This is a genomic window from Microbacterium sp. CCNWLW134 (assembly GCF_037083565.1).
GTDB lineage: Bacteria > Actinomycetota > Actinomycetes > Actinomycetales > Microbacteriaceae > Microbacterium.
Genome location: NZ_JBAOJU010000001.1, coordinates 770,498 through 794,982, shown reverse-complemented (window position 1 = coordinate 794,982; position 24,485 = coordinate 770,498). Strand labels below are relative to the sequence as shown.

General features: G+C 69.4%; 24 protein-coding genes. 4 read left to right on the top strand and 20 right to left on the bottom strand.

Annotated features, from left to right (window positions below; all coding sequences use genetic code 11):
- Position 1 precedes the first annotated feature (1 nt).
- The 6 genes from V6S02_RS03690 to V6S02_RS03665 form a co-directional block, all read right to left on the bottom strand.
- Positions 2–2,932 (bottom strand): FtsK/SpoIIIE domain-containing protein, encoded by a 2,931-nt coding sequence (locus tag V6S02_RS03690; protein WP_336399903.1) that lies wholly within the window; start codon positions 2,930–2,932, stop codon positions 2–4.
- Positions 2,933–2,999: 67 nt separating this feature from the next.
- The gene (locus tag V6S02_RS03685) at positions 3,000–3,818 is read right to left on the bottom strand and encodes a PP2C family protein-serine/threonine phosphatase (protein ID WP_124292847.1); all 819 of its coding nucleotides are present in this window, start codon (positions 3,816–3,818) and stop codon (positions 3,000–3,002) included.
- A 68-nt stretch (positions 3,819–3,886) separates the two neighbouring features.
- Positions 3,887–5,872 (bottom strand): ABC transporter ATP-binding protein, encoded by a 1,986-nt coding sequence (locus V6S02_RS03680; protein ID WP_336399902.1) that lies wholly within the window; start codon positions 5,870–5,872, stop codon positions 3,887–3,889.
- Complete coding sequence (locus V6S02_RS03675) at positions 5,869–7,599, bottom strand: ABC transporter ATP-binding protein (protein WP_336400772.1); 1,731 nt, start codon at positions 7,597–7,599, stop codon at positions 5,869–5,871. Before V6S02_RS03675 ends, V6S02_RS03680 begins: the two co-directional genes overlap by 4 nt.
- Positions 7,600–7,716: 117 nt before the next feature.
- A complete protein-coding gene (locus V6S02_RS03670; protein WP_336399901.1) occupies positions 7,717–8,700 on the bottom strand; it encodes an aldo/keto reductase in 984 nt (327 codons plus the stop codon).
- Positions 8,701–8,768: 68 nt separating this feature from the next.
- A complete protein-coding gene (locus tag V6S02_RS03665; RefSeq protein WP_336399900.1) occupies positions 8,769–9,527 on the bottom strand; it encodes a large exoprotein in 759 nt (252 codons plus the stop codon).
- A 166-nt stretch (positions 9,528–9,693) separates the two neighbouring features.
- Here V6S02_RS03665 and V6S02_RS03660 point away from each other — a divergent pair, with 166 nt between their 5' ends.
- Complete coding sequence (locus V6S02_RS03660; protein WP_336399899.1) at positions 9,694–10,158, top strand: DUF4282 domain-containing protein; 465 nt, start codon at positions 9,694–9,696, stop codon at positions 10,156–10,158.
- 6 nt (positions 10,159–10,164) lie between these two features.
- Here V6S02_RS03660 and V6S02_RS03655 read toward each other — a convergent pair whose 3' ends face one another.
- From V6S02_RS03655 to prmC, 13 genes are all read right to left on the bottom strand, one after another.
- Positions 10,165–10,917: a YaaA family protein gene (locus tag V6S02_RS03655; RefSeq protein ID WP_336399898.1), complete on the bottom strand. Its 753-nt coding sequence runs from the start codon at positions 10,915–10,917 to the stop codon at positions 10,165–10,167.
- Between the two features lie 116 nt (positions 10,918–11,033).
- On the bottom strand, positions 11,034–11,294 hold the full coding sequence (locus tag V6S02_RS03650) for a F0F1 ATP synthase subunit epsilon (RefSeq protein WP_124292842.1): 261 nt from the start codon (positions 11,292–11,294) through the stop codon (positions 11,034–11,036).
- Positions 11,295–11,296: 2 nt separating this feature from the next.
- On the bottom strand, positions 11,297–12,760 hold the full coding sequence (gene atpD, locus V6S02_RS03645; RefSeq protein WP_124292841.1) for a F0F1 ATP synthase subunit beta: 1,464 nt from the start codon (positions 12,758–12,760) through the stop codon (positions 11,297–11,299).
- Between the two features lie 23 nt (positions 12,761–12,783).
- Positions 12,784–13,680: a F0F1 ATP synthase subunit gamma gene (locus V6S02_RS03640; RefSeq protein WP_336399897.1), complete on the bottom strand. Its 897-nt coding sequence runs from the start codon at positions 13,678–13,680 to the stop codon at positions 12,784–12,786.
- 19 nt (positions 13,681–13,699) lie between these two features.
- On the bottom strand, positions 13,700–15,337 hold the full coding sequence (gene atpA / locus V6S02_RS03635) for a F0F1 ATP synthase subunit alpha (protein WP_124292839.1): 1,638 nt from the start codon (positions 15,335–15,337) through the stop codon (positions 13,700–13,702).
- Positions 15,338–15,421: 84 nt separating this feature from the next.
- Positions 15,422–16,213 (bottom strand): F0F1 ATP synthase subunit delta, encoded by a 792-nt coding sequence (locus V6S02_RS03630; RefSeq protein ID WP_124292838.1) that lies wholly within the window; start codon positions 16,211–16,213, stop codon positions 15,422–15,424.
- A complete protein-coding gene (locus V6S02_RS03625; protein ID WP_124292837.1) occupies positions 16,213–16,791 on the bottom strand; it encodes a F0F1 ATP synthase subunit B in 579 nt (192 codons plus the stop codon). Before V6S02_RS03625 ends, V6S02_RS03630 begins: the two co-directional genes overlap by 1 nt.
- Before the next feature lie 28 nt (positions 16,792–16,819).
- Entirely contained in the window at positions 16,820–17,056 is a 237-nt protein-coding gene (atpE, locus tag V6S02_RS03620; protein ID WP_124292836.1) for an ATP synthase F0 subunit C, read from the bottom strand.
- Positions 17,057–17,102: 46 nt separating this feature from the next.
- Positions 17,103–17,897 (bottom strand): F0F1 ATP synthase subunit A, encoded by a 795-nt coding sequence (atpB, locus tag V6S02_RS03615; protein WP_179559124.1) that lies wholly within the window; start codon positions 17,895–17,897, stop codon positions 17,103–17,105.
- 135 nt (positions 17,898–18,032) lie between these two features.
- A complete protein-coding gene (locus V6S02_RS03610) occupies positions 18,033–18,548 on the bottom strand; it encodes a hypothetical protein (protein WP_235014696.1) in 516 nt (171 codons plus the stop codon).
- Positions 18,545–19,705: an MraY family glycosyltransferase gene (locus V6S02_RS03605; protein WP_124292834.1), complete on the bottom strand. Its 1,161-nt coding sequence runs from the start codon at positions 19,703–19,705 to the stop codon at positions 18,545–18,547. The genes V6S02_RS03610 and V6S02_RS03605 overlap by 4 nt, the downstream gene beginning before the upstream one ends.
- A 16-nt stretch (positions 19,706–19,721) precedes the next feature.
- Entirely contained in the window at positions 19,722–20,417 is a 696-nt protein-coding gene (locus V6S02_RS03600; protein WP_336399896.1) for an L-threonylcarbamoyladenylate synthase, read from the bottom strand.
- 71 nt (positions 20,418–20,488) lie between these two features.
- A complete protein-coding gene (prmC, locus tag V6S02_RS03595; RefSeq protein ID WP_124292832.1) occupies positions 20,489–21,367 on the bottom strand; it encodes a peptide chain release factor N(5)-glutamine methyltransferase in 879 nt (292 codons plus the stop codon).
- 87 nt (positions 21,368–21,454) lie between these two features.
- On the opposite strand from prmC, the gene cysK (V6S02_RS03590) reads away from it, so the two are divergent.
- The 3 genes from cysK (V6S02_RS03590) to epsC are packed head-to-tail and all read left to right on the top strand — an operon-like array spanning position 21,455 to position 23,954.
- The gene (gene cysK / locus V6S02_RS03590; RefSeq protein WP_124292831.1) at positions 21,455–22,393 is read left to right on the top strand and encodes a cysteine synthase A; all 939 of its coding nucleotides are present in this window, start codon (positions 21,455–21,457) and stop codon (positions 22,391–22,393) included.
- Between the two features lie 32 nt (positions 22,394–22,425).
- Positions 22,426–23,379, top strand: a complete 954-nt coding sequence (gene cysK / locus V6S02_RS03585) for a cysteine synthase A (RefSeq protein WP_124292830.1) — start codon at positions 22,426–22,428, stop codon at positions 23,377–23,379.
- Positions 23,376–23,954: a serine O-acetyltransferase EpsC gene (epsC, locus tag V6S02_RS03580; protein ID WP_124292829.1), complete on the top strand. Its 579-nt coding sequence runs from the start codon at positions 23,376–23,378 to the stop codon at positions 23,952–23,954. Before cysK (V6S02_RS03585) ends, epsC begins: the two co-directional genes overlap by 4 nt.
- 6 nt (positions 23,955–23,960) lie before the next feature.
- Here the strand turns inward: epsC and V6S02_RS03575 are convergent, their stop codons facing one another.
- Positions 23,961–24,392 carry a hypothetical protein gene (locus V6S02_RS03575; RefSeq protein WP_336399895.1) on the bottom strand — a complete coding sequence of 144 codons (432 nt, stop codon included), beginning with the start codon at positions 24,390–24,392 and terminating at the stop codon, positions 23,961–23,963.
- Positions 24,393–24,485: the final 93 nt, after the last annotated feature.

Genomic DNA, 24,485 nt, shown 5'->3' with positions numbered 1-24,485 from the left:
GTCAAGCATGCGCGGGAGTGTCGGGAAGAAGGATGCGACGGGGCTCGCCTGCTGCATGGCGCACCCAGGCCCGACCGCGCCCGGTCAGGCAGTAGGGCGGCAGGTCGCGGTCGGCCGTCAGCATCCGATACTCGGGTCCGCAGGACGCGTCGATGACCAGGTCGTGGTCCGACCGGATGAGCGCGAGTGTCCGCCAGTGCCGTTGCCACTCGTCGGGTTCGCCGACGACCACGACGCGGCCGGTTCGGCTGCCGCGCTCCACTCCGGCGTCGAAGGCCTCGAGATCGATGAGCGCGGCCCCTGCTCCCTCCCAGGCGCGCAGCGCCGCCCGCGCCTGCGGCGAGCGCCGCGTCACGAACCCCGTGAGCGCTCGGGGGTGCCAGGTCTCGGGCGGACCGGCCGGACCCGGAACCGCTGCATCCCAGGCGGTCGCCACCTGAAGGGCGATGCCGTCCATCGTTCCTCGACCCGGCACGGCACGGGCCTCGTACCCCGCCGGATCACCGCCGAGTGCGACGTGATCGGCACGCGAAGCGGTGGCGAGGAGGACGCGCCGAGGGGCCAGATCGACCAGTCGCGCCACGCCACCGGTCAGCCGCTGCGCGGTGAGCGCGACGACGGCGCCCTCGCCGCCGGCGCCACGGAGAAGATCCTCGAGCCGCTGAAGGAACTCCCCGGCATAGTCCATCGGGTAGCGCCCCACCAGCGCATCGACGTCGTCGATCAGGATGAGCCTCGGCGAGGCCGACGCCGGACGCGGCGCCCGGACGAGATCCGCGACGAGATCCCACGCCGCCTCCGGATCGGCCGGCACCCACGTCGCCGCATCAGGACGCTGAGCGCTGAGCGTCTGCAACGCGGTCGTCCGGCCGCTGCCGCTTCGCCCCAGGAAGACCACGCCAGGCGCGCCGCGCTCGAGCAGCGCCGGCCGCTGCCGCTGCTCGTCGGGCTCATCGAGAAGCCCCAGGACCAGGGGCGCCGCCGACCCGCCCCCGTCGGCCGGCACCGGTAGGTCGGCGAGGTCGACGCGCGCCGGCAGAGCGGGCAGCCAGGAGCGTCGCGGCGTCGGCCCCTGGGCGGAGTGACGGACGGCGGCGACGTCCTCGGCTCGGGCGAGGGCCACCCGGAACCGTCGTGGCGCGACATCGATGCTCCTTCGCAGCCAGGCGGTGCCGCGCTCGGTTCCCGCTGACACCGGACCTGCCGCGGCATCGGTCCCGAGCACCGCCCGGCTGTCGGCGGCGTCGGCGACCCGCAGGCTCAGCCGCAGCGGCAGGTTCGCCCACAGTCCCTCCCGGATGACCCCCGTTGTGCGCTGCGTGCCGAGGATGAGGTGCATGCCGAGCGCCCTTCCTCGCGCTGCGAGGTCGGAGAACAGCGTCTGGAGTTCGGGGTGATCAGCCAGGAGGGCCGCGAATTCGTCGACGACCACGACGAGCCGCGGCAGCCCGGCTCCGTCATCACGGATGTCACGGGCCCCCGTGCGCGCGAGCTCGGATTCCCGCCAGCGGATCTCGGCCCGGAGACTCTCGATCGCCCGGCGCGCTCCTCCGGGATCGAGATCGGTGATGACGCCGGTGACGTGCGGAAGGCCCGCGAGGCGCTGGAACGCCGTGCCGCCCTTGAAGTCGGCGAGGAGGAAGGTGACCTCGCGGGTGGAGTAGCGGGCGCACAGGGCCAGCACCCAGGTGACGAGGAGTTCGCTCTTGCCCGACCCCGTCATCCCGGTGACGACGGCATGAGGACCGTCCTCCACGAGGTCCACCGACACCGGAGCGCGATCGCGTCCGATCGTCACCGCGAGTCCGGCGCCGGCGACGGGCGGTCGGCCGTCATCTGCCCAGAGGTCGGCCAGGAGGACAGCGCGGTCGTCCCCGCCCAGGTCTCCGAGCGATCGCGCGGCGCGGAGGGCGAGATCATCGGCGATCGATGCCGCCTGCGCCCGCCCGACCGCTTCGGGTCGGATCTCGTACGTCTCCCCACCGATGTCGGCCAGCGCCCGGTCGGGACCGTCGACCCGCAGCACGACCGCGCAACCGGGAGGCGGTGGTTCTCCGGGACCGACGCAGACGATCCGGATGTCGGCGGCGTCCGTGGCATCCGCTCCCCCCACCTGGAGTGCGAGCGTGCGCCCGGCGGCGACTCGGCGATGCGGCAGCCGGGCGAACCAGACCTCATCGTCGGAGTCCGACGGGAGCAGCGAGAACGCCCCGGGCGGATGCGCCAGGCAGGCCTGCAGGACGAGTGCGCGAGCCACCGCCGCACTGACGACCGGCGGCCCGATGACGGCGATTCCGGCGTCGAGCGGCACCGCGATCGGCGCATCCTCGAGGACTGCGGCGCGACGGCGCAGCTCACCGGCACGCGGGTCGCCACGCCCGCCGGTGACCCGCACGGCGCTGGGGATGCGCCCACGGCCGACGACGACGGTGTCGCCGCGATCGTGATGGGTCCGCCAGACCTCGACGTCGGATTCCACGAGCCGCGCGACGTCGGGGTGCACACCCCACCACCGTTCGCGCTCCGTCCGGTGGCGCGACGCCACCGCGCGCATCACATCGGCGCGCGTCCTCGCGCCCACGCGCTCGGCCTCACGACGGTCCCGTCGTGCGGTGCGGGCGGCGTCGGCGATCGACGCGATGGCGATGAGGGGCCCGAGGGCGGCGAGCCACAGCGCGAGGATCGACCCGGTGACCAGCCACAGCGCACCGGCGCCGAGGATCGGGACCGTCGAGGCGACGATCGGCAGCGGAGGCCGGGGCGGCCGCTCCCACCCGTCCTCGAGGCGGAGCAGTTCGTCCGGTGCCGGGTCGTCGGGCACGGGCGATGCGAGCGCAGCATCGGCCTGGGCCACCCCGACGCGGCCGGACGACCGCGCCCCCGGTGGCGACGTCGGGGGAAAGGCCGGGGGAAGCGGAGTGAACGACGACACCCACCCACCCTGGAGGCCGGGCGACCGTGAGGATCTTCGTCACGATCGATCGGTGGAGAACTCGCTCTCAGGCCGAGGCTGTGGAGGAATCGACTCCGGCCGCGGCACCGGCGGTCTTCTCGCGGAGGGACACGTTCACGACGATGATCGTGATGTTGTCGCGACCGCCGTTCTCGAGCGCCGCATCGAGCATCGCACTCACCGCTCCGGCGGGATCATCGTGCTGCGCGAGGAAGTGACGGATGCCGAAATCAGTCAGCTCTTTGGTGAGCCCGTCGGAGCACACCACGAAGCGGTCACCGTCGACGATGTCGAGACGCACGTAGTCGGGTGTCACGCTCTCGCTCGGTCCGACCGCGCGGGTGATGACGTTGCCGTAGGGGTGATTCTCGGCCTCTTCGGGGCTGAGACGCCCCGAGGCGACGAGTTCCTGCACGACCGAGTGATCGGTCGTGACCTGCACGACGTCGTCGTCGCGAAGCACGTAGACCCGCGAATCTCCGATGTTCAGCGTGACCCATGTCGCCGGCTCGGTCGTCGGATCCAGGTAGACGCCCGTCAGGGTCGTACCCGTGCCGTCGTCGGTCGTCTCCGGGTGGGAAGCGATGTCCTTCACCGCGCGGCCGAGCGCCTTCTCGATCGTCTTCGCGCTCACCGGGCCCGTCTCCACGACGGCGCGGAGCCGATCGACGGTGCTGGCGCTGGCGATCTCGCCGCCGATGTGCCCTCCCATGCCGTCGGCCACGGCGAACAGCGGGAACGAGGCGAGCACGGCATCCTGATTCACCTCGCGTCGGCGGCCGGTGTGCGTCGTGGCAGCCCAGCGGAGCGCCAACGTGGCATCCGGGAGCTCGATCACGCGGTCTCCGGAGGAGATGTCAGGCACCTGCTCTCCTCTCCTCACGTCGACTCGCATTCGCCACCGGATCGGTACGACCGCCGGCGGTGGCGTCCTCACATCCTAGTAGACACCCGCGACGACCCCGCGGACTCCCCCGCCGCGTCCGCAGCATCCGGTTCGTCCTCATCGGTCACGGCCGCGCGGAACTGCGCATCCGACAGACGACGATAGGCGCCGCCGGCCGCGAGCAACTCGTCGTGCGTCCCGCGCTCCACGATCCGGCCGTCCTCCATCACCAGGATCAGGTCCGCATCGCGGATCGTCGAAAGCCGGTGGGCGATGACGAACGCGGTGCGATCCTGCCGCAACTGCGACATCGCCCTCTGGATCAGGAGCTCGGTGCGGGTGTCGACCGACGAGGTCGCTTCGTCGAGGATGAGGATCCGCGGGTCGGCGAGGAACGCGCGGGCGATGGTGACGAGCTGGCGCTCGCCCACGCTGAGGTTCCCCGCCTCATCGTCGAGGACGGTGTCGTAGCCGTCCGGTAGGGCGTGGACGAACCGGTCGACGTACGCGGCGCGCGCCGCGGCGAGGATGGCGCCCTCGTCGGCGTCCGGCCGCCCGTAGGCGATGTTCTCGCGGATGCTGCCGGCGAAGAGCCAGGTGTCCTGGAGCACCATGCCCGTGCGGGACCGGAGGTCGTCGCGGGTCATCCGGCGGATGTCGACCCCGTCGAGGGTGATCCGACCCGAGTCGACGTCGTAGAAGCGCATGATCAGGTTCACCAGCGTGGTCTTGCCCGCCCCCGTCGGACCGACGATCGCGATCGTGCTGCCCGGTTCCACGGTGAGGTCCAGGTCGTCGATGAGCGGGGTGTCGGCGCTGTACCGGAACGACACGTCTTCGAATGCCAGGCGCTTGGCCGATGCCGGCGCGGTCTCGGCAGGCTGGGGATCGGGCGTCCGCTCGGCCTCGTCGAGCAGCTCGAACACGCGCTCGGCGCTGGCGACACCGGACTGCAGCAGATTGGCCATCGAGCCGAGTTGCGCGAGGGGCTGGGTGAACTGCCGCGAGTACTGGATGAAGGCCTGCACGCTGCCGATGGACAGAAGACCGGATGCCACCTGGATACCGCCCACGACGGCGATGGCGACGTACACGAGGTTGCCGACGAACATCATCGCGGGCTGGATGATCCCCGAGAGGAACTGCGCGCCGAAGCTCGCGCGATAGACCTCTTCGTTCTCGGCCAGGAAGTCGGCCTCCACTTCGCGCTGGTGGCCGAACACCTTCACGATCGCGTGGCCGGAGAAGGTCTCCTCGACCAGCGCGTTGAGAACGCCCGTCGCCTTCCACTGCGCGACGAAGAGCTTCTGCGAGCGGCCTGCGACGACGGCGGTGATGACGAGAGTGAGCGGAACGGTGACGAGGGCGATCACCGCGAGGAGCGGGGAGATGAGGAACATCATCACCATCACCCCGATCACGGTGAGGAGCGAGATGATCACCTGCGACAGCGTCTGCTGCATCGACTGACCGATGTTGTCGACGTCGTTGGTGACCCGGCTGAGCAGCTCGCCCCGCTGCACCCGGTCGAAGTACGACAGCGGCAAGCGGTGGATCTTGTCCTCCACCTGCATGCGCAGCCGGTTCATCGCCCGCTGCACGATGCCGTTGAGCAGCCGCGCCTGGAGCCAGCCGAAGATGCTGGAGAACACGTAGACGGCGAGCACGGCGAGGATGACCGCGCCGAGCGCGTCGAACGCGATGCCGGCGCCGGGGGTGAAGTTGACGGCGCGGACGAGGTCGGCCTGCTGCTGCTGCCCGGAGGCGACGAGCTCATCGACGACCTGCTGCTTGGTCGCGCCCGCCGGCGCCTGGAGGGAGAGGAACCCGGCGAACACGATGTTCGTGGCGTCACCGAGCAGTTTCGGTCCCAGCACCGACAGCCCCACGCTCAGGACGCCGAGGACGAGCACGACCACCAGCCGAGGTCTGTCCGAACTCAGGGTGCCCAGCAGACGTCGCGCGCTCGGACCGAAGCTCTTCGCCTTCACCACCGGCGCGGTCTGCATGCGCCCGTGCCCCGGCCCGCTCATGCCGCCTCCACCGAGAGCTGCGACTCGACGATCTCGCGGTACGTCTGGCTGGATTCCACCAGCTCATCGTGGGTGCCGATGCCGACGACGCGGCCGTGGTCGAGGACGACGATCTGATCGGCGCTCTGGACGGTCGAGACCCGTTGGGCCACGACGATCCGCGTCGCGTGCGGAAGATGCGTGTCCAGCGCCTGTCGGAGCGCGGCATCGGTGGCGAGGTCCAGGGCCGAGAAGGCGTCATCGAAGAGATAGATCTCGGGTTTCTTCACCAGCGCCCGCGCGATCGCGAGTCGCTGACGCTGCCCACCCGAGACGTTGGTGCCGCCCTGGGCGATCGGTGCGTCGAGTTGCTCCGGCATGGCGCGGACGAAGTCGGCCGCCTGGGCGAGTTCGAGCGCGTGCCACAGCTCGGCGTCCCCGGCGTCCGGATCGCCGTAGCGCAGGTTCGAGGCCACCGTTCCCGAGAACAGGAACGCGCGCTGCGGGATCAGTCCCACCCGGCGCCACAGCTCATCGGGGTCGACGTCGCGGACATCCGTCCCGTCCACCCGCACCGATCCCGCTGTGGCGTCGAAGAGCCGCGGCACCAGGCCGATCAGGGTGGTCTTGCCCGACCCGGTCGACCCGATGACGGCGGTCGTGGTCCCGGGCGCCACCTCGAACGAGATGTCGCTGAGCACGGGATCGGCGGCGCCGGGGTAGGCGAAGGCCACCCCGTCGAAGCGCACGGCACCTCGGGCCGCCGGCGGGATGGCCGGCACGGCAGGGGGCGCCACCGAGGGGTCGGTGGCGAGCACCTCGCCGATGCGATCGGCGCAGACCGCGGCCCGCGGGATCATCACGAACATGAAGGTCGCCATCATGACGCCCATGAGGATCTGCATGATGTACGTCAGGAAGGCGAAGAGCGTGCCGATCTGCACGTCGTTCTGCTGCACCTGGAACGCGCCGAACCAGATCACGGCGACGCTCGAGACGTTCAGCACCAGCATCACCGCCGGGAACATCAGGGCCATGAGGTTGCCCGCGCGAAGGCCGGTGGCCATCACCTCCGCGCTCGCGACCGAGAATCGCGCGCGTTCCTGGGGCTCGCGGACGAAAGCGCGGATGACGCGGATTCCGCTGAGCTGCTCGCGCAGGATCTGGTTCACCCGGTCGATCCGCTTCTGCATGACGGTGAAGGCGGGCACCATGCGCCACACGATCAACCCGACGATGATGAGAAGGGCCGGGATCGACACCGCCATCAGCCATGACAGACCCACGTCCTGGCTGATGGCGAGGACGACGCCGCCGACGGCGAGGATCGGCGCCGACACCATGAGGGTCGCCGACACCTGAACCAGCATCTGCACCTGCTGGACGTCATTGGTGTTGCGGGTGATGAGCGATGCGGCTCCGAAGTGACCGACCTCGCGCTGCGAGAAGGCGACGACGCGGTGGAAGAGGTCGGCGCGCAGCTGCCGCCCCACTCCCATCGCCAGGCGGGATCCGAAGTACACGGCGATGATAGCGCAGACGATCTGCACCAGGCTGATCCCGAGCATGACGAGGCCCGTGGACCAGATGTAGGGGATGTCGCCGGTGATGACGCCGTTGTCGATGATGTCGGCGTTGAGCGTGGGCAGGAGCAGCGACGCGATCGACTGCGCCAGCTGGAACACCACCACGGCGACGATGAGCGGCCAGCCGGGCCGGAGGTAACGGGCGAGGAGCTTGCCGAGCACGGGTGTCCCTTCCACGACGCGGGCCCAGCGGGGCGCCCGCACCTTCGTGAACGTTACAGCCGTTGCGTCAGGTCAACCACCTTCTCCGGTGCGCTCTCAGCGAACCCGGTGCCGGGCTCAGGCTGCCGGGTCGTCCGGCAGGGGGAAGATCGCGTCGATCTCGGCGACATCGGCGACGGTGGGTGTCCACGCCGTCGCGGCGGCGGCGTTGGCGCGCACCTGTTCGGGGCTCGTCGCACCGGCGATGACGGAGGAGATCGACGACCGTGCCAGCAGCCATCCGAAGGTCGCCTCGAGCATGGTGATCCCCTGATCGCGGCAGAACGAGGCGTAGGCCTCGAGCGCGTCCCACGGCGCGTTCTCCCACAGGTGCGGACGCTGACGCATGATGCGGGTGTCGGAGGGCGCCTCGGTACGGGAGAACTTCCCCGTGAGAAGGCCGTTGTGGAGGGGGAAGTAGGGCAGGAAGCCCAGACCGAAGTGCTCGGCGGCGGGGAGGCGCTCCCGCTCGACACCCCGCGCGAGCAGGCTGTAGTGGTCCTGCGACGACACGAAGGGGACGGTTCCGCGGTGCTCGGCGACGAAGTGCGCCTCGGCGATCTGCCACCCGCTGAGGTTGGAATGCCCGATGTAGCGCACCTTCCCCTCCCTCACCAGGTCGTTCAGCGCGTCGAGGGTCTCTTCCATCGGCGTTCCGGGGTCGGGCGTGTGCAGCTGGTAGAGGTCGATCCAGTCGGTCTGCAGCCGGGTCAGCGAGGCGTCGACCGCACGACGGATGTAGGCGCGAGAGGCCTTGGCGCCCGCCAGCCCGTATCCCATGTCGCGGCCGGAATGACCGAATTTCGTTGCGAGCACGACCTGGTCGCGGCGCCCCGCGAGAGCCTCGCCCATGAGGATCTCGGACTGACCGGGGTCGCCCCCGTACATGTCGGCGGTGTCGAGGAAGGTCACCCCCGCATCGATCGCGGCGTCGAGGACGGCGCGGGTGCCCTCGATGGTCTCGGTGCGGGTGCCCGGCCGGCCGAAGTTGTTGCAGCCGAGCCCGACGGCGGAGACGAGCAGACCGGATGATCCGAGACGACGAAGCGGCACAGCATTCATGGCTCCACGCTACCGGCGCACGAGCGACGACAGCCCCCGGCGGCGAGGCCGGGGGCTGTCGTGGAGGGTTACGGACGCGGAGCGTCCGGTCCCGCGGGCGGCTCGTTCGCCGGCGGCGCCGCGGGCGGCGGGGTCGGGTTCGCCGGGGGCGCGGCCGCCGGCGGCGTGGCAGGAGGTGCCGGGGGTGTTGCGGGCGGCGCGGCAGCCGGCGCGGGCGGAGCCTGGTAGCCCGGCGCGGGCTCGTACCCGGCGGGCGGCGCGGCCGGGCCGCCGGACGCGGCCGTCGGGTAGCCGTAGCCGGGCGCCGCGACGGCACTCGGCTGCTGCGGGATGCCGGGCCACACCGTGGTGTCCTTGAGGAACGAGTTCGCCCACGGCGCCGGCGGGATGTTGGGGTTCCAACGGTCGGAGGAGAACGCGAGGATGCCCAGCCAGATCAGGGTTCCGACGCCGGGAATGAGCCAGAGGAGCAGGTAGGGCCAGTCCTTTCCGAGCTTCAGCCCGACCCGCCAGCCGACGATGACGCCGACCGCGATGGCCACCAGGGACAGGATCCAGCCGATGACCGGTATCTGGCTGAGGATGGCCGAACCCACGACGGCGCCCAGCATGACCCAGGGAGAGAGGTCACCGAGTTTCGCCAGGACCAGGGTGTTGTAAACCGGCACCCACGCTCGCCACTTCCCTTCGACGCCGGCCTTCTCGAAGATCTTCATGAGGAAGAAGGCGCTGATCAGATACCCCGCGAGCGCGAAGATGAGCAGGAGCGGCAGCAGGATCAGCAGGAACGCCAGCATCGCGCCGTATCCGTCGTACGTGGAATCCATGAGACCTCCAGAGTGTCCCCAGCGTGCAAGCACGGCGGGATGGTCTGCCCGCGTGGTCATGGTATCGACGCCGAGCCGCCATTGTGAGGAAATTCCCAGAAACACGGGGTCGGGCGCGTCGCGATCGGTAACGTGGCCGGGAGAGGCCACCGAAGGACGAGGATCCATGAGCACCGACACCCCTCCCCCGCTGCCCCGTCAGCCCGCCGCCGAGGCCGCCCGCGCCACCGAGGCCGCGGCGCCCGGCATCGCCGGCGTCGACGACACCGGCGTCCCGTCCGTCGGCGACAGCGACACGGCCGACATCGGGCGGGGCTTCTTCCGCGCGCTGTTCGATCTGTCGTTCCGCACTTTCATCACACGACGGTTGGCTGCCGTGTTCTACGTCGTGGGTCTGATGGCGATCGGCATCGCCTTCGTCGTCTACCTCGTGACCGGGATCGTCGAGGGCATCGGCGCTCTCTGGTTCAACCCGGGCGCAGGCATCTCGCTGATCGTGGCCACCGTCATCCTGGTCCCGCTCTTCTCGTTCCTGGCGGTGATCGCTCTCCGGTTCGTCATCGAAGCGGTCGTCGCTCTCATCGCGATCGCGGAGAACACCGAGCGCACCGCAGCGCACACGCGGCGGTAGCCGGCGTCAGACGATCAGGTCGAGCTCTGCGGAGTCGGACTCTCCGACCACCCGCAGCCCCGCGTCATCCGCCCATTGCCGGAACCCCGCGACGCTGCGGATGCGCGGTCGCTCCATGGCGAGCAGCCGGACGAGCTCGCCCTTGGCGTGCTTGTTGAAGTGGTTGAGAGCGCGCACCGTGCCGCCCGGGGCGTCGGTGACGATCCGCAGCGAGACAGCGGGGACGGAGCCGGGCACCGGTCCGAGAGCGACGTAGGCGTGGGAGCGGAGATCGAGGATGAACGGCGGTGCCGCGGTCGCGAGGGCGGCGGCGACAGGATCCGCCCAGTGCCGGGCGGGTGCCGCGAGCCCGGGGAGGCGCACACCGGCGCCCAATCGGTAGTTGGGGATGGGATCGAGCGCCCCCACGGGGCCGAACGGGGCGGAGTGGATGAGCACGTGCGTCTTCAGCCAGCGTCGCGCCGGCGCATCGAGGCTCGGAGCATCGAGGGCGTCGAAGAGCACCCCGGTGTAGCGGTCGGCCGCGGGAAGCGTCGGGGCGGTGCGCAGGAGCGCGTTGACCGCGACCTCGTCACGCTGGCGCGGTCCGAGCTTCAGCACCCGGGCGGCCTCGTCCGCATCGTCCGACAGCGTGATCAGCGCCGCGAGAACCGCCTCGCGCTGCGGCCCGAGGGAGGGCAGCGCCAGGCTGTCGAGGTCGAGCGCCCGACGGCGCCCGCCGGTCTGCTTCGTCTCGGAGGGTGGGAGGAGGATCAGCATTCGGCACCACGATGGAGGACGGTGAGGATGACACTGGCCGCCGAGGGCACGGGGTTCACCCGTGCTCTCGGCGGCCAGTTGCACTCTCGCGGGAAAGCGGAGGCGGGATCAGGCGCTCAGGAGATCAGTGCGGCGTTTCCTGCCACGACCGTGACCTCGTCGCGTTCCATCGACAGGAAGCCGTCCTGGGCGTTGGCGACGATCTTCGAGCCGTCGGTGCGGGTGATGCGCACCTGGCCTTCGGCGAGGATGGCCAGCACCGGCTCGTGGCCGGCCATGAAGCCGATCTCTCCTTCGACCGTCTTGGCGACCACCAGCGATGCCTCGCCGGACCAGACCTCCGCATCGGCGGAAACCAGGCTGACTTTGAGAGGCATGATCAGCCGTTCTCCTTCTGGATGCGCGCCCATGCCTCTTCGACGTCGGAGATGCCGCCGACGTTGAAGAACGCCTGCTCGGCGACGTGGTCGAAGTCGCCCTTGACGATGGCGTCGAACGACTCGATGGTCTCCTTGATCGGGACCGTGGAGCCCTCGACACCGGTGAACTTCTTCGCCATGTAGGTGTTCTGCGAGAGGAACTGCTGGATGCGACGCGCGCGGGCGACGACGACCTTGTCCTCTTCGGAGAGCTCGTCGACACCGAGGATCGCGATGATCTCCTGCAGTTCCTTGTTCTTCTGCAGGATCTGCTTCACGGCGGTCGCGACGCGGTAGTGGTCCTCACCGATGTAGCGCGGGTCGAGGATGCGGCTGGTCGAGGTCAGCGGGTCGACCGCGGGGTACAGACCCTTCGACGCGATCTCGCGCGAGAGCTCGGTGGTGGCGTCGAGGTGGGCGAAGGTGGTCGCCGGCGCCGGGTCTGTGTAGTCGTCGGCGGGGACGTAGATCGCCTGGAGCGAGGTGATCGAGTGACCACGCGTCGAGGTGATGCGCTCCTGGAGCACACCCATCTCGTCGGCCAGGTTCGGCTGGTAGCCCACCGCGGACGGCATGCGGCCGAGGAGCGTCGAGACCTCGGAGCCGGCCTGCGTGAAGCGGAAGATGTTGTCGATGAACAGCAGCACGTCCTGCTTCTGCACATCGCGGAAGTACTCCGCCATCGTCAGCGCCGACAGGGCCACACGAAGTCGCGTGCCCGGCGGCTCGTCCATCTGGCCGAAGACGAGGGCGGTCTTGTCGAAGACACCCGCCTCCTCCATCTCGCCGATGAGGTCGTTGCCCTCGCGGGTGCGCTCACCCACGCCGGCGAACACCGACACACCACCGTGGTCCTGCGCGACACGCTGGATCATCTCCTGGATGAGGACGGTCTTGCCGACGCCCGCACCACCGAAGAGACCGATCTTCCCACCGAGCACGTACGGGGTGAGGAGGTCGATGACCTTGATGCCGGTCTCGAACATCTGGGTCTTGGACTCCAGCTGGTCGAAGTTCGGCGCCTGACGGTGGATCGGCCAGCGCTCGGTGATCTCGATGGTCTCGCCCGGGGCGCCGTTGAGCACCTCGCCGGTGACGTTGAACACGCGGCCCTTGGTGACGTCGCCGACGGGCACGGTGATCTGCTCGCCGGTGTCGCGCACCTCCTGGCCGCGGACGATGCCGTCGGTGGGCTTGAGGGCGATGGCGCGCACGAGGTCGTCACCGAGGTGCTGGGCGACCTCGAGGGTGATCTCGGACGACGAATCGCCGATGACGATGGTCGTCTTCAGCGCGTTGTAGATGTCGGGAATCGCATCGTGGGGGAACTCGATGTCGACGACCGGACCGGTGACGCGGGCGACCCGGCCGACGGCGGGCGCTGCGGCCGTCGTGGCATCCGTCTTCTCAGCGGTGAGGCTCATGGCTTCTTCTCTTTCGTGTGGGTCTATTTGCCCGACGCGAGAGCGTCGGCGCCGCCGACGATCTCGGCGATCTGCTGCGTGATCTCGGCCTGACGCGCGTTGTTGCGCAGCCGGGTGTAGTCGGTGATGAGCTTGTCTGCGTTGTCGCTGGCCGACTTCATGGCCTTCTGGGTCGCGGCATGCTTGGCCGCCGACGACTGAAGGAGCGCATTGAAGACGCGGCTCTGGATGTAGACGGGCAGGAGCGCGTCGAGGACCGTCTCGGCGTCCGGCTCGAATTCGTAGAGCGGGTAGACCTGGGCCGACGCTTCCTCCTCGGCCTCGACGACCTCCAGGGGAAGGAGACGCACGGTCTCGGGGCTCTGCGTCATCATGCTGACGAAGCGGTTGTACACCAGGTGGATCTCATCCACCCCGCCCTGCTCTCCCCCACGGTTGTACGCGTCGAGCAGCGTGGCCGAGATCTCCTCGGCGGTGTGGAACTGCGGGGTGTCGGTGTCACCCGTCCACTCCGCGGCGGCCTCCATGCGTCGGAACTGGAAGTACGCGACGGCCTTGCGACCGATCAGGTAGAACATCGGCTCGCGGCCCTCCGACCGCAGCAGTGCCGCCAGCTCCATGCCCTCGCGGAGGATCTGGGAGTTGAACGCACCCGCCAGCCCCCGGTCCGACGCGAAGATGACCACGGCCGAGCGGCGGATGGTCGACCGTTCTTGCGTCAGGGGGTGATCGACGTTGGAGTGCGTCGCCACCGCGGACACCGCGCGGGTCACCGCGCGGGCGAAGGGTGAGGACGCGCGCACGCGCGCCATCGCCTTCTGGATCCGCGAAGCAGCGATGAGCTCCATCGCCTTCGTGATCTTCTTCGTGGTCTGAGCAGAATTGATCTTCTGCTTGTAGACCCTCAGTTGTGCGCCCATGATCCTTTACCGGTTCCGCTCAGCGACGGCCCTTGACGATCTTCTCCTGGTTGACGTCCTCAGCCTCGGCGGCCGCGACCTCGTCGCTGCCGGGACGGTTGATCGACTGTCCCTTGCCGGAGCGGAACTCCAGGATGAACTCGTCGACCTTCTTGTCCAGCTCGGCGACGGTGTCGTCGTCGAGGACGTTGGAGTCGCGGAGGCGGTCGAGGATCGTCGTGTTGCGACGCAGGTAGTCCAGCAGCTCGCGCTCGAACGGCAGCACGTCCTCGACGTCGATCGAGTCGAGCTTGCCGTTGGTGCCCGCCCAGATCGACACGACCTGTTCCTCGACCGGGTAGGGCGAGTACTGCGGCTGCTTCAGAAGCTCAGTCAGGCGCGCGCCACGCGCCAGCTGGCGCCGGGAAGCGGCGTCGAGGTCGGAGGCGAACATCGCGAACGCCTCGAGCGAGCGGTACTGCGCGAGCTCGAGCTTCAGCGTTCCCGAGACCTTCTTGATCGACTTCACCTGGGCGTCACCGCCGACGCGGGACACCGAGATGCCCACATCGACCGCCGGACGCTGGTTGGCGTTGAAGAGGTCGGACTGCAGGAAGATCTGACCGTCGGTGATCGAGATCACGTTGGTCGGGATGTACGCCGAGACGTCGTTGGCCTTGGTCTCGATGAGGGGCAGCCCCGTCATCGACCCGGCGCCGAGCTCGTCGGAGAGCTTCGCACAACGCTCCAGCAGACGCGAGTGCAGGTAGAAGACGTCGCCGGGGTAGGCCTCGCGGCCCGGGGGACGACGCAGCAGGAGCGACACGGCACGGTAGGCCTCGGCCTGCTTGGTGAGGTCGTCGAAGACGATCAGCACGTGCTTGCCGTCGTACATCCAGTGCTGACCGATGGCCGAGCCGGTGTAGGGCGCAAGGTACTTGAAGCCGGCCGGGTCGGAGGCGGGAGCGGCGACGATGGTGGTGTACTCCATCGCGCCGGCGTCCTCGAGCGCACCCTTCACCGCGGCGATGGTGGAGCCCTTCTGACCGATCGCGACGTAGATGCAGCGCACCTGCTTGGTCGGGTCGCCCGACTCCCAGTTCGCCTTCTGGTTGATGATCGTGTCGATCGCGATGGCGGTCTTGCCGGTCTGACGGTCGCCGATGATCAGCTGACGCTGACCGCGACCGATCGGGATCATCGCGTCGATGGCCTTGATGCCGGTCTGCATGGGCTCGTGCACGGACTTGCGCTGCATGACGCCGGGCGCCTGGAGCTCGAGGGCGCGGCGGCCGGTGGTGGCGACCTCGCCGAGTCCGTCGATCGGGTTGCCGAGCGGGTCGACCACGCGACCGAGGTACCCGTCGCCGACGGCGACCGAGAGCACCTCGCCGGTGCGGGTCACCTGCATGCCGGCCTCGATGCCGGAGAACTCACCGAGGACGACGACACCGATCTCGTGCTCGTCGAGGTTCAGCGCGAGTCCCTGGGTGCCGTCGGCGAACATCACCAGTTCGTTCGCCATGACGCCGGGCAGGCCCTCGACGTGGGCGATGCCGTCGGCTGCGTCGATGACCGTGCCGACCTCGGTCGCGGCAGCGCCGGTGGGTTCGTAGGCCGCGACGAAGTCCTTCAGCGCGTCACGGATGACGTCGGGGCTGATAGAGAGGTCTGTCATGATCTTCCTTCGTTCGGTGGGGCCTCACCGTCGAGTGTGACCCCGAATGCTCCGGCGCTTCCTGGGAAGCGCACGGGAAGTCTGTTAGCCGGCCAGCCGCTGGCGGAGGTCGGCGAGGCGCGACGACACACTGGCGTCGATTACGTCGTCGGCGATCTGCACGCGCAGCCCGCCGACCACGGTCGGGTCGACGACGGTGTTGATCGATACCTCGGTGCCGTAGCGGGCCGAGAGCGTCCGTGCCAGACGCTCGATCTGCGCGTCGCTGAGAGCGACGGCGGTGACGACCGTGGCGACCTTGCGGCCGCGCTGGTCGGCGACGATGCGCATCGCCCAGGTCAGGAGCTGACGCACGCGGCGCTCGCGGGGCTGCTGCACGAGGGCGTCGGCGATGACGATCGCCGATGCGCTTGCGCGGCCTGCGAGCAGGGAGGACACGAGCCGGCCCTTCGCCGCCGGGTCGCCCAGACGGCTGCCGAGCGCGAGCTCGAGCTCGCCGTTGTCGGCGACGACGCGGGAGAAAGCGAACAGGTCGGCCTCGACGTCGGCCTGCGGTTCCGCCACGGCGGCGGCACGCACGGCCAGCTCTTCGATGCCCTCCACGAGATCGGCGGCCGACGACCAGCGCTCTGCGACCACGGCGCCCAGCAGGGTGCGCGTGATGGCCGACACCTGACGCCCGAAGACGTCGTCGACGACCTTCTGTCGGGCCGGCGCAGGCGCCGCCGCGTCAGCGAGGGCCGATGCCAGCTGCGGGGTCTGACCCACGGCACGAGCGACCCCGAAGAGCTCACGCGCCACGGCGAGGTCGGTGATCGCCGCGGCATCCAGTGCGGCGATGCCCGACACCCGGGCCTGCGTGGTCGCGCTTCCCATCAGAGGCCCTGCTTCTGACCGGTTGCGGCCTTGGCGGCCTCGTCGGCCTCGAGCTCGGCGAGGAAGCGGTCCACGACCGCCTGCGCCTTGGCGTCGTCGGAGAGGGTCTCACCGATCACACCACCGGCGAGGTCGAGGGCGAGCGTGCCCACCTCGCTCCGCAGCGACACCAGAGCCGACTGCCGCTCCGCCTCGATCTGAGCGTGCGCGGTGGCGGTGATGCGCGCGGCCTCGGAGGCTGCGGCGTCCTTCGCCTCGGCGAGGATCTTCTTGCCGTCCTCGCGGGCGGCATCGCGGATCTCGCCGGCTTCACGCCGGGCGTCGGCGAGCTGTGCGGTGTACTCCTCGAGCGCGGCCTCGGCCTTGCGCTGGGCCTCGTCGGCCTTGGCGATGTTGCCCTCGATCGCGGCAGCGCGCTCGTCGAGCAGCTTCTGCATGCGCGGCAGAACGATGCGCCAGAACACCGCCAGGATGACGATGAAGCACACCGCGGACCAGATGATGTCGTAGTACGCCGGCAGCAGCGGGTTCTGCGACTCACCCTCTTCCGCAGCGAGAGTGACAAGAGCGTTCAGCATCTCGTCTCCTTAAACGTGAGGAAGGGGATCAGGCGCCGAAGATGAAGCCGGTGGCGATGCCGATGAACGCGAGCGCCTCGGTGAACGCGATACCGATCCACATCAGGACCTGGAGGCGACCGGCCAGCTCGGGCTGACGAGCGACGCCCTCGATGGTCTTGCCGACGACGATGCCCACGCCGATGGCGGGGCCGATGGCGGCGAGGCCGTAGCCGACGGTCGCGATCGAACCGGTGACCTGGGCGAGAACCGTAGTTGCATCCACGGGTGTGTTTCCTTTCGGTTGGGTGGGTAGGCCGGAGCCTGCCCGCTCAGTGCTCTTCCGCGACCGCGAGCTGGATGTAGACCGCGGTGAGGATCGTGAAGACGTAGGCCTGCAGGAAGGCGACCAGCATCTCGAAGAGAGTGAACGCCAGCCCGAAGGCGAGGGTGCCGACGCCGAAGGCCTTCCACAGGCCGTCGGCGGTGAAGAGGAAGAACTGCGTCGCCGAGAAGAACAGCACGAGCATGAGGTGCCCGACGATCATGTTCATCAGCAGTCGCAGCGTCAGCGTGACCGGCCGGATGATGAAGGTGGAGAGGAACTCCAGCGGCGTGACGATGATGTAGAGGAACGGCGGGACGCCCGAGGGGAAGAGCGAGTTCTTGATGAAGTTCTTCGGGCTCTTGCGGAGCCCCGCGTAGATGAAGGTCACGTACGACACGATCGCCAGCAGCAGCGGTACCGCGATGACGCTCGTTCCTGCGATGTTCAGCCCCGGGATGATCCCGGTGATGTTCATGAACAGGATCATGAAGAACATCGTGGTCAGCAGCGGCAGGAAGCGGTCGCCGTCCTTGCGCCCGAGCAGGTCGTGCGCGATGTTGACCCGGACGAAGTCCAGGCCCATCTCGACCACGCTCTGGAAGCGGGTCGGGACGATCCGCATGCGGCGCGTGCCGATGACGAAGACGAGGATGAGCACGATCGTCGCGAGCACCTGCACGAGGTTGATGCGCGTGAACTCGATCGGAAGCCCGAGGCCCTCGAGGATGTTCGGCGGGAAGAAGTCCGAGATCGAGGGCGGGTGGAACTCACCGTCGGACGACGAGGCATTCGCGATCAGGGTCGCAGCTTGAGTAGACAGCGCGGGCTCCAGCTTCGGGGCACCGGTCGAGGACCGTTGCGACGATGGTCGGTGAGAGTCGTTCCGCAGACGCGCGCAGAGCGGCGGGCGGGCGCAGTGACCACCCTATCAAACTCAGGGAGCGTCGTTTTTCCGGGTGTCCGGGTCCTTCTCGTCGTCGAGAGGCCGGTTGCGGTCCTCCTCCGGGTCCGTGGTAGGGAGCGACACGTCGCTGACGTGGGGCATGCGCATCCGGGTGAGCACGACCACGTCGATCGCGAGCGATGCCAGAACGCTCACCACCACGGCGACGAAGAAGACCGGGCCGTTCAGCCACGGCTGCCCGCGCAGGATGATCAGGGCGACGATGAAGACGATGAGCTTGAGGATCCAGCCGCCCATGACGATCCCGAAGAACACCGGCACATACAGCGGGTCGCCGAACCAGCGGTTGGCGATGAGGATGCTGGCGCCGGTGATGCCGAGGAAGACTGCGGCCAGGATGACGCCGGACAGGGCGCTCCACACCCCGTCCGTGCCCGCCACGAGGCCGCCGATGATGGCCGCGGCGACGGCGAGCACCACGGTGACCACCCCCGACCACAGGAGGGTCGTGCGAAGGATCGGGTTGCTGGACACATCGGAGGTCATGAGGCTTCCTGGGGGACGTCGGCGGCGCTGCGGCCGCGCTGGCGAGCGGGGAGAAGGGTGACCACGAGGCAGGCGACGACGCCGACAGCACCCAGGGCGACGCCCAGGAGATAGTCTCCCGGCCATTCCTCCTGGGTGCCGACGTACATCAGCAGCACCGCGAGACTGACCACGGCGGTCCACGAATAGAAGATGAGCACCGCGTCGCGATCGCTGTGCCCCATGTCGAGCATGCGGTGGTGCAGGTGCTTTCGGTCGGGCGAGAACGGCGATTTTCCGGCACGCATGCGCCGGATGACGGCCAGGCCGAAATCGAGCAGCGGCAGCAGCACGACCACGATGGGCAGGATGATCGGGATGAAGGCACCCAGCAGCTGGGAGCGGCCGAAGCGCTCGGGGTCGAGCAGCTCGGGCGAGAGCTGCCCGGTGATCGAGATCGCCGAGCAGGCCATGAGGAGACCGAGCATCAGGGCTCCGGAATCGCCCATGAACAGTTTCGCCGGGCTCCAGTTCAGCGGCAGGAAGCCGATGCACGCCCCGATCAGCACGGCCGCGATCAGGGTGGCGAGGTTGAAGTAGGTGTTCTGCCCCGTGTCGCGGGCGAGCAGGTAGGAGTACGCGAAGAACACGACATTCGCGATGAGACAGACTCCGGCGACCAGACCGTCCAGACCGTCGATGAAGTTGACCGCGTTCATGACGATCACGATCGACAGGACGGTGAGGAGGAAGCTCTGCCAGCCGGAGCCGATGATGAGGTCGCCGATCGGCAGTGTGTAGATCTGCAGCCCGCCGAACCACGCGATGATGCCCGCCGCGACGAACTGCGCACCGAGCTTGACCATCCAATCCAGATCGAACAGGTCGTCCGCGACCCCGACGATGACGATGAGAGCGGTCGCGACGAGGATCGCGATGACGGTGCGCGGCTCGAGCCAGACGATGGAGAAGAAGGGGTTCTGCGACGACACCAGGAAGGCGGCGACCACCCCCAGGAACATCGCCACTCCCCCGAGGCGCGGGGTGGGGGTCTTGTGCACATCGCGCTCGCGGATGCCGGGATACAGCTTGAAGCGCAGACTCAGTCGCCAGACCACCCACGTCAGCACGAAGGTGACCGTGGCGGTGAAGAGGACCGTGAAGACGTACTGCTTCACCCTCTGCCGTCCGCTCTCACTCGGCGTCGCCCGCCGGTGCCGGCTCCGGATCCTCCAGCAGCTCGCCCAGCACCTCGCGGAGCCGATCCCGACCGATCGCGCCGTCGCGGAGGATCCGCACCCGAGGCTCGGCGCCGCGCACCACCAGGGGCGTGGCATCGACGATGGTCGAGGCGACCCCGACGTCGGCGGGTCCGCCGTCGAGGTAGACCGCGATGCTGTCGCCGAGCATGGCCTGGGCCTCGTCGATCCGCACGGCCGCCGGCTGTCCGGTGAGATTGGCGCTGGAGACGGCCAGGGGGCCGGTCTCCTCCAGCAGTTCCAGCGCGATGCGGTGGGCGGGCATGCGCACCGCGACGGTGCCGTGGGTCTCGCCGAGGTCCCACGACAGTGACGGCTGAGAGGGCAGAACGATGGTCAGACCGCCCGGCCAGAACTCCGCGACCAGGCGTTCGACCGGCTCGGGGACTTCCGCCACCAGTGCCCGCAGCGTCGCCTGTCCCGCCACGAGCACCGGCGGCGGCGACTGGCGGCCCCGTCCCTTGGCGTCGAGCAGCCGTTGCACGGCACGTGCGTTGAACGCATCGGCGGCCACGCCGTAGACGGTGTCGGTGGGCATCACGACGAGGTCGCCGCGGCTGATGGCCTGTCGGGCCTGCCGCATACCGGGAAGGAGCTGCTCGTCGTCACGGCAGTCGAAGAGGGTAGACATGACGCGACGAGTCTACGGCCCCGACCTCCACGTGCCCCGGGCTCCCCTCCGTCGCCGGCCCGCGGCCCGGTTCAGGGACGCAGCGCGGTGGTCGCGCGATCCCGGAGGGTGAGATCCCGGTGGGTCGCCGCAGCGCGCCATCCGTCCGTCGTCAGCAGTGCGCGGATCTCGGCACCCTGCCATTCCCCGTGTTCGATAATGAGCACCCCGCCCGGATGCAGCAGTCGGCGTCCGACGCCGCTGAGCACGCGGACGACGTCGAGTCCGTCGGGACCGCCGTAGAGCGCGGCGGGCGGATCGAAGAACCGCACCTCCGGGTCGCGGGGCACCGCGTCGTCGGGAACGTAGGGCGGGTTGGAGACCAGCACGGAGACGGTTCCGTCGAGCTCACCGAACGCGGCGGCGAGATCGACGAACGCGACACGCGCATTCGGAGCGCCCACGGCGGCGAAGTTCTCCTTCGCCCAGAGGAACGCCTCGACGTCGTTCTCGGCAGCGTGCACCCGGGCGTGGGGAACCTCCGTCGCCAGCGCGAGGGCGATCGCGCCGCTGCCGGTGCCGAGGTCGACGGCGATCGGCTCGGGTGATGCAGCCGCGCGAAGCGCGTCGATCGCCAGCTGAGCGACCATCTCGGTCTCGGGGCGTGGGACGAAGACCCCCGGGCCCACGCGCAGCTCCAGATGACGGAAGGGGGCGCGTCCGGTCAGATGCTGCAGCGGCACACGCGTCGCCCGTTGATCGACGAGGGCGTCGAACCGGGAGCGCTGGGCGGCGTCCAGGCGTGCACCGCGGATGGCGGACGCCTGCACCTCGCCCCGACCGAGTCCCAGAACGTGTCCCGCGAGCAGTTCGGCATCGACGTCGGCGCCGCCGACACCGGCGCGTTCGAGCCGTGCCCGGGCATCGCGAAGCGCGTCGGCGAGGGGGATCGCGGCGGAGGAGCTGTTCATGACCGCCGTCCAGACTGTCACATTCGGGCCGTCTCCCCCTGCCTCCCGTAGGCTTTCAGGGTCACCCCACCGCCCGAAAGGTCCGCCATGCCCGGCATCCACCCCGACATCACGTCCGCCTTCGGCGACACGCCGCTCGTCCGACTGAACCGGGTCACCGAGGGGCTCCCCGGCACGGTCATCGCGAAGCTGGAGTTCTACAACCCCGCGTCCAGCGTCAAGGACCGCCTCGGGATCGCGATCGTGGACGCGGCGGAGGCGTCGGGTGAGCTCACGCCCGGCGGCACGATCGTCGAGGCCACCAGCGGCAACACCGGCATCGCGCTGGCGATGGTCGGGGCCGCCCGCGGCTACCGGGTGATCCTGGCGATGCCGTCGTCGATGTCCATCGAGCGCCGTATTCTGCTGCGCGCATACGGCGCCGAGGTCGTCCTGACCGATCCTGCCGGCGGCATGAAGGGCGCCGTTGCGAAGGCGCAGGAGATCGTGGCCGAGACCCCGGGAGCGGTTCTCGCCCGTCAGTTCGAGAACGAGGCCAACCCGGCCATCCATCGCAAGACCACGGCGGAGGAGATCCTGCGCGACACCGACGGCGCCGTCGACTACCTCGTCGCGGGCATCGGCACCGGCGGCACCATCACCGGCGTCGGGCAGGTGCTGAAGGAGCGCGTGCCGGGAGTGAAGATCGTCGCGGTCGAGCCGGCGGATTCGCCCCTGCTGACCACCGGCACCCCCGGGCCCCACAAGATCCAGGGGATCGGCCCGAACTTCATCCCCGCCATCCTCGACCGGGGCGTCATCGACGAGGTGTTCGACGTCGAGTTCGATGACGCCGTCGCCACGGCGCGTGACGTGGGCGCCCGCGAGGGCATCCTCGTCGGGATCTCGTCGGGCGCCGCGGTGTGGGCTGCGCTGCAGCTCGCGGCCCGCCCCGAGGCGGCGGGAAAGAACATCGTCGTCATCATCCCGTCCTTCGGTGAGCGCTACCTCTCCACGCCGCTGTACGCCGACCTCCGCGAGGACTGAGCCGGGTCCTCCCGGCGGCGAAGAGCGCTCCCGTGTCCGCCATCCATTCCGACATCACCACCGCGTTCGGCGGCACGCCGCTCGTACGGCTGAACGCCCTGACCGAGGGCCTCCACGCCGAGGTCGTCACCAAGCTCGAGTTCTACAACCCCGGCGCGAGCGTCAAATGCCGCCTCGGCATCGCCCTCGTCGACGCCGCAGAGGCCTCGGGCGAACTCCGGCCCGGCGGCACGATCGTGGAGTCCACGAGTGGGAACACCGGCATCGCCCTCGCGCTCGTCGGAGCCGCACGCGGCTACCGCGTCATCCTCACGATGCCGGCATCGATGTCGAAGGAGCGTCGGACGCTGCTGAAGGCCTACGGCGCCGAACTCGTCCTCACCGATCCGTACAAGGGGATGACGGAGGCCGTCCGCACGGCGAAGCAGATCGCCGCCGACACCCCTGGCGCCGTCCTCGCCCGGCAGTTCGAGCACCCGGCCAATCCGGAGATCCACCGTCGGACGACCGCGGAGGAGATCTGGCGCGACACCGACGGTCGCGTGGACTACTTCGTCGCGGGATCGGGCACCGGCGGCACCGTCACCGGCGTCGGTCGCGTGCTGAAGGAGCGGAACCCCGACGTCAGGGTCGTCCTCGTGCAGCCGAAGGACTCCCCCGTTCTCACCGAGGGACGAGCGGGCGGGCACCGCATCCAGGGCATCGGCCCCAACTTCGTCCCCGACGTGCTCGATCGCAGCGTCGTGGACGAGATCGTCGACGCCGACTTCGACGACGCGATCCGGGTCGCCCGTGACCTGGCTGAACGCGAAGGCATCCTCGCCGGGATGTCGGCGGGCGCCGCCGTGAGTGCGGCCCTGCAGATCGCCCGTCGCCCCGAAGCATCCGGGAAGCGCATCGTCGTCATCGTGCCGGACTCGGGCGAACGCTACCTCTCGACCGCGATGTACGCGGACCTCCGCGAAGAACAGGCGGTACCGGCATGATCCTCACCCGAGCCCTCGCGCGGGTGCGCGAAGACCTCGCCGCCGCGAAGCTGCGCGACCCCGCCGCGCGCGGGGCGCTGGAGATCGCTCTGCTCTACCCGGGCCTCCACGCGATCTGGGCGCACCGCGTCTGGCACGCGCTCTGGCAGCGACGCCTGCGGTTCGTCGCACGGCTCGGCTCGCAGGTGACCCGCTGGGTCACGGGAATCGAGATCCACCCGGGCGCCGTCATCGGACGCCGCTTCTTCATCGACCACGGCATGGGGATCGTCATCGGCGAGACCGCCGAGGTCGGCGACGACGTGATGCTGTATCACGGGGTCACCCTCGGCGGGCGGCAGCGCGAGGGGGGGAAGCGTCACCCCACGCTGCTCGACGGCGTGGCTGTCGGTGCGGGCGCGAAGATCCTCGGGCCGATCACGATCGGCGCCCGCTGCGTCGTCGGCGCGAATGCCGTGGTGACCAAGGACGCCCCCGCAGACAGCGTGCTGGTGGGGGTGCCCGCCAAGCCCCGGCCGCGGCGCGAGGGGATGGACACCCGCGCCGTTCTGACCGCGCCGGAATATGTGATCTGAGCCGGTTCAGGCCCGCTTCTCGCGCCCGTTGGCGCCGTCACGTCGCTCATCGATTCTGCGCTTGAGGAAGATCATCGGCAGGAACAGCGTCGCGAGCGCCGTGACGAGCCAGACGATCACCGGCGCCAGGATCCACGTGAGCACGAACGGCTGGCCGATCGTGAGGCCGGCTCCGGGGATGAGCACCACGACGATCAGCGCGACCAGCGTGGAGATGATGCCGATGCCACCGAGGAGGGCGGGGGCGTTCCTGCGGGCGACGCTCGCGATCCACGGGGTGAGGATGCTCTGCAGCACCGCGAAGATGACGATGGCCAGGGCGAATCCCCACCAGTTGGCCCAGTCGATGCGGAATCCGGGCAGGAGGAGATCTGCCACGATCAGCCCGAGCGCGGCGGAGACGAGGAAGATGAGCGCGCGGATGAGGAAGATGATCACGCGCTCAGGGTACGCCTCGCGACTGGTCGAGGCGGGCCGGTCCGGCTCCGCCACGCCGCAGGGCGCAGGCGGCCGGGCTGGCTAGGGTCGGAG

Excerpts from the sequence above, each read along its gene's own strand:
- V6S02_RS03680 (WP_336399902.1), bottom strand. The coding sequence starts at position 5,872 with ATGAGCGGGCCGGGGCACGGGCGCATGCAGACCGCGCCGGTGGTGAAG.
- V6S02_RS03670 (WP_336399901.1), bottom strand. The coding sequence starts at position 8,700 with ATGAATGCTGTGCCGCTTCGTCGTCTCGGATCATCCGGTCTGCTCGTC.
- V6S02_RS03665 (WP_336399900.1), bottom strand. The coding sequence starts at position 9,527 with ATGGATTCCACGTACGACGGATACGGCGCGATGCTGGCGTTCCTGCTG.
- V6S02_RS03660 (WP_336399899.1), top strand. The coding sequence starts at position 9,694 with ATGAGCACCGACACCCCTCCCCCGCTGCCCCGTCAGCCCGCCGCCGAG.
- V6S02_RS03655 (WP_336399898.1), bottom strand. The coding sequence starts at position 10,917 with ATGCTGATCCTCCTCCCACCCTCCGAGACGAAGCAGACCGGCGGGCGC.
- V6S02_RS03650 (WP_124292842.1), bottom strand. The coding sequence starts at position 11,294 with ATGCCTCTCAAAGTCAGCCTGGTTTCCGCCGATGCGGAGGTCTGGTCC.
- atpD (WP_124292841.1), bottom strand. The coding sequence starts at position 12,760 with ATGAGCCTCACCGCTGAGAAGACGGATGCCACGACGGCCGCAGCGCCC.
- V6S02_RS03640 (WP_336399897.1), bottom strand. The coding sequence starts at position 13,680 with ATGGGCGCACAACTGAGGGTCTACAAGCAGAAGATCAATTCTGCTCAG.
- atpA (WP_124292839.1), bottom strand. The coding sequence starts at position 15,337 with ATGACAGACCTCTCTATCAGCCCCGACGTCATCCGTGACGCGCTGAAG.
- V6S02_RS03630 (WP_124292838.1), bottom strand. The coding sequence starts at position 16,213 with ATGGGAAGCGCGACCACGCAGGCCCGGGTGTCGGGCATCGCCGCACTG.
- V6S02_RS03625 (WP_124292837.1), bottom strand. The coding sequence starts at position 16,791 with ATGCTGAACGCTCTTGTCACTCTCGCTGCGGAAGAGGGTGAGTCGCAG.
- V6S02_RS03610 (WP_235014696.1), bottom strand. The coding sequence starts at position 18,548 with ATGACCTCCGATGTGTCCAGCAACCCGATCCTTCGCACGACCCTCCTG.
- V6S02_RS03600 (WP_336399896.1), bottom strand. The coding sequence starts at position 20,417 with ATGTCTACCCTCTTCGACTGCCGTGACGACGAGCAGCTCCTTCCCGGT.
- prmC (WP_124292832.1), bottom strand. The coding sequence starts at position 21,367 with ATGAACAGCTCCTCCGCCGCGATCCCCCTCGCCGACGCGCTTCGCGAT.
- cysK (WP_124292831.1), top strand. The coding sequence starts at position 21,455 with ATGCCCGGCATCCACCCCGACATCACGTCCGCCTTCGGCGACACGCCG.
- epsC (WP_124292829.1), top strand. The coding sequence starts at position 23,376 with ATGATCCTCACCCGAGCCCTCGCGCGGGTGCGCGAAGACCTCGCCGCC.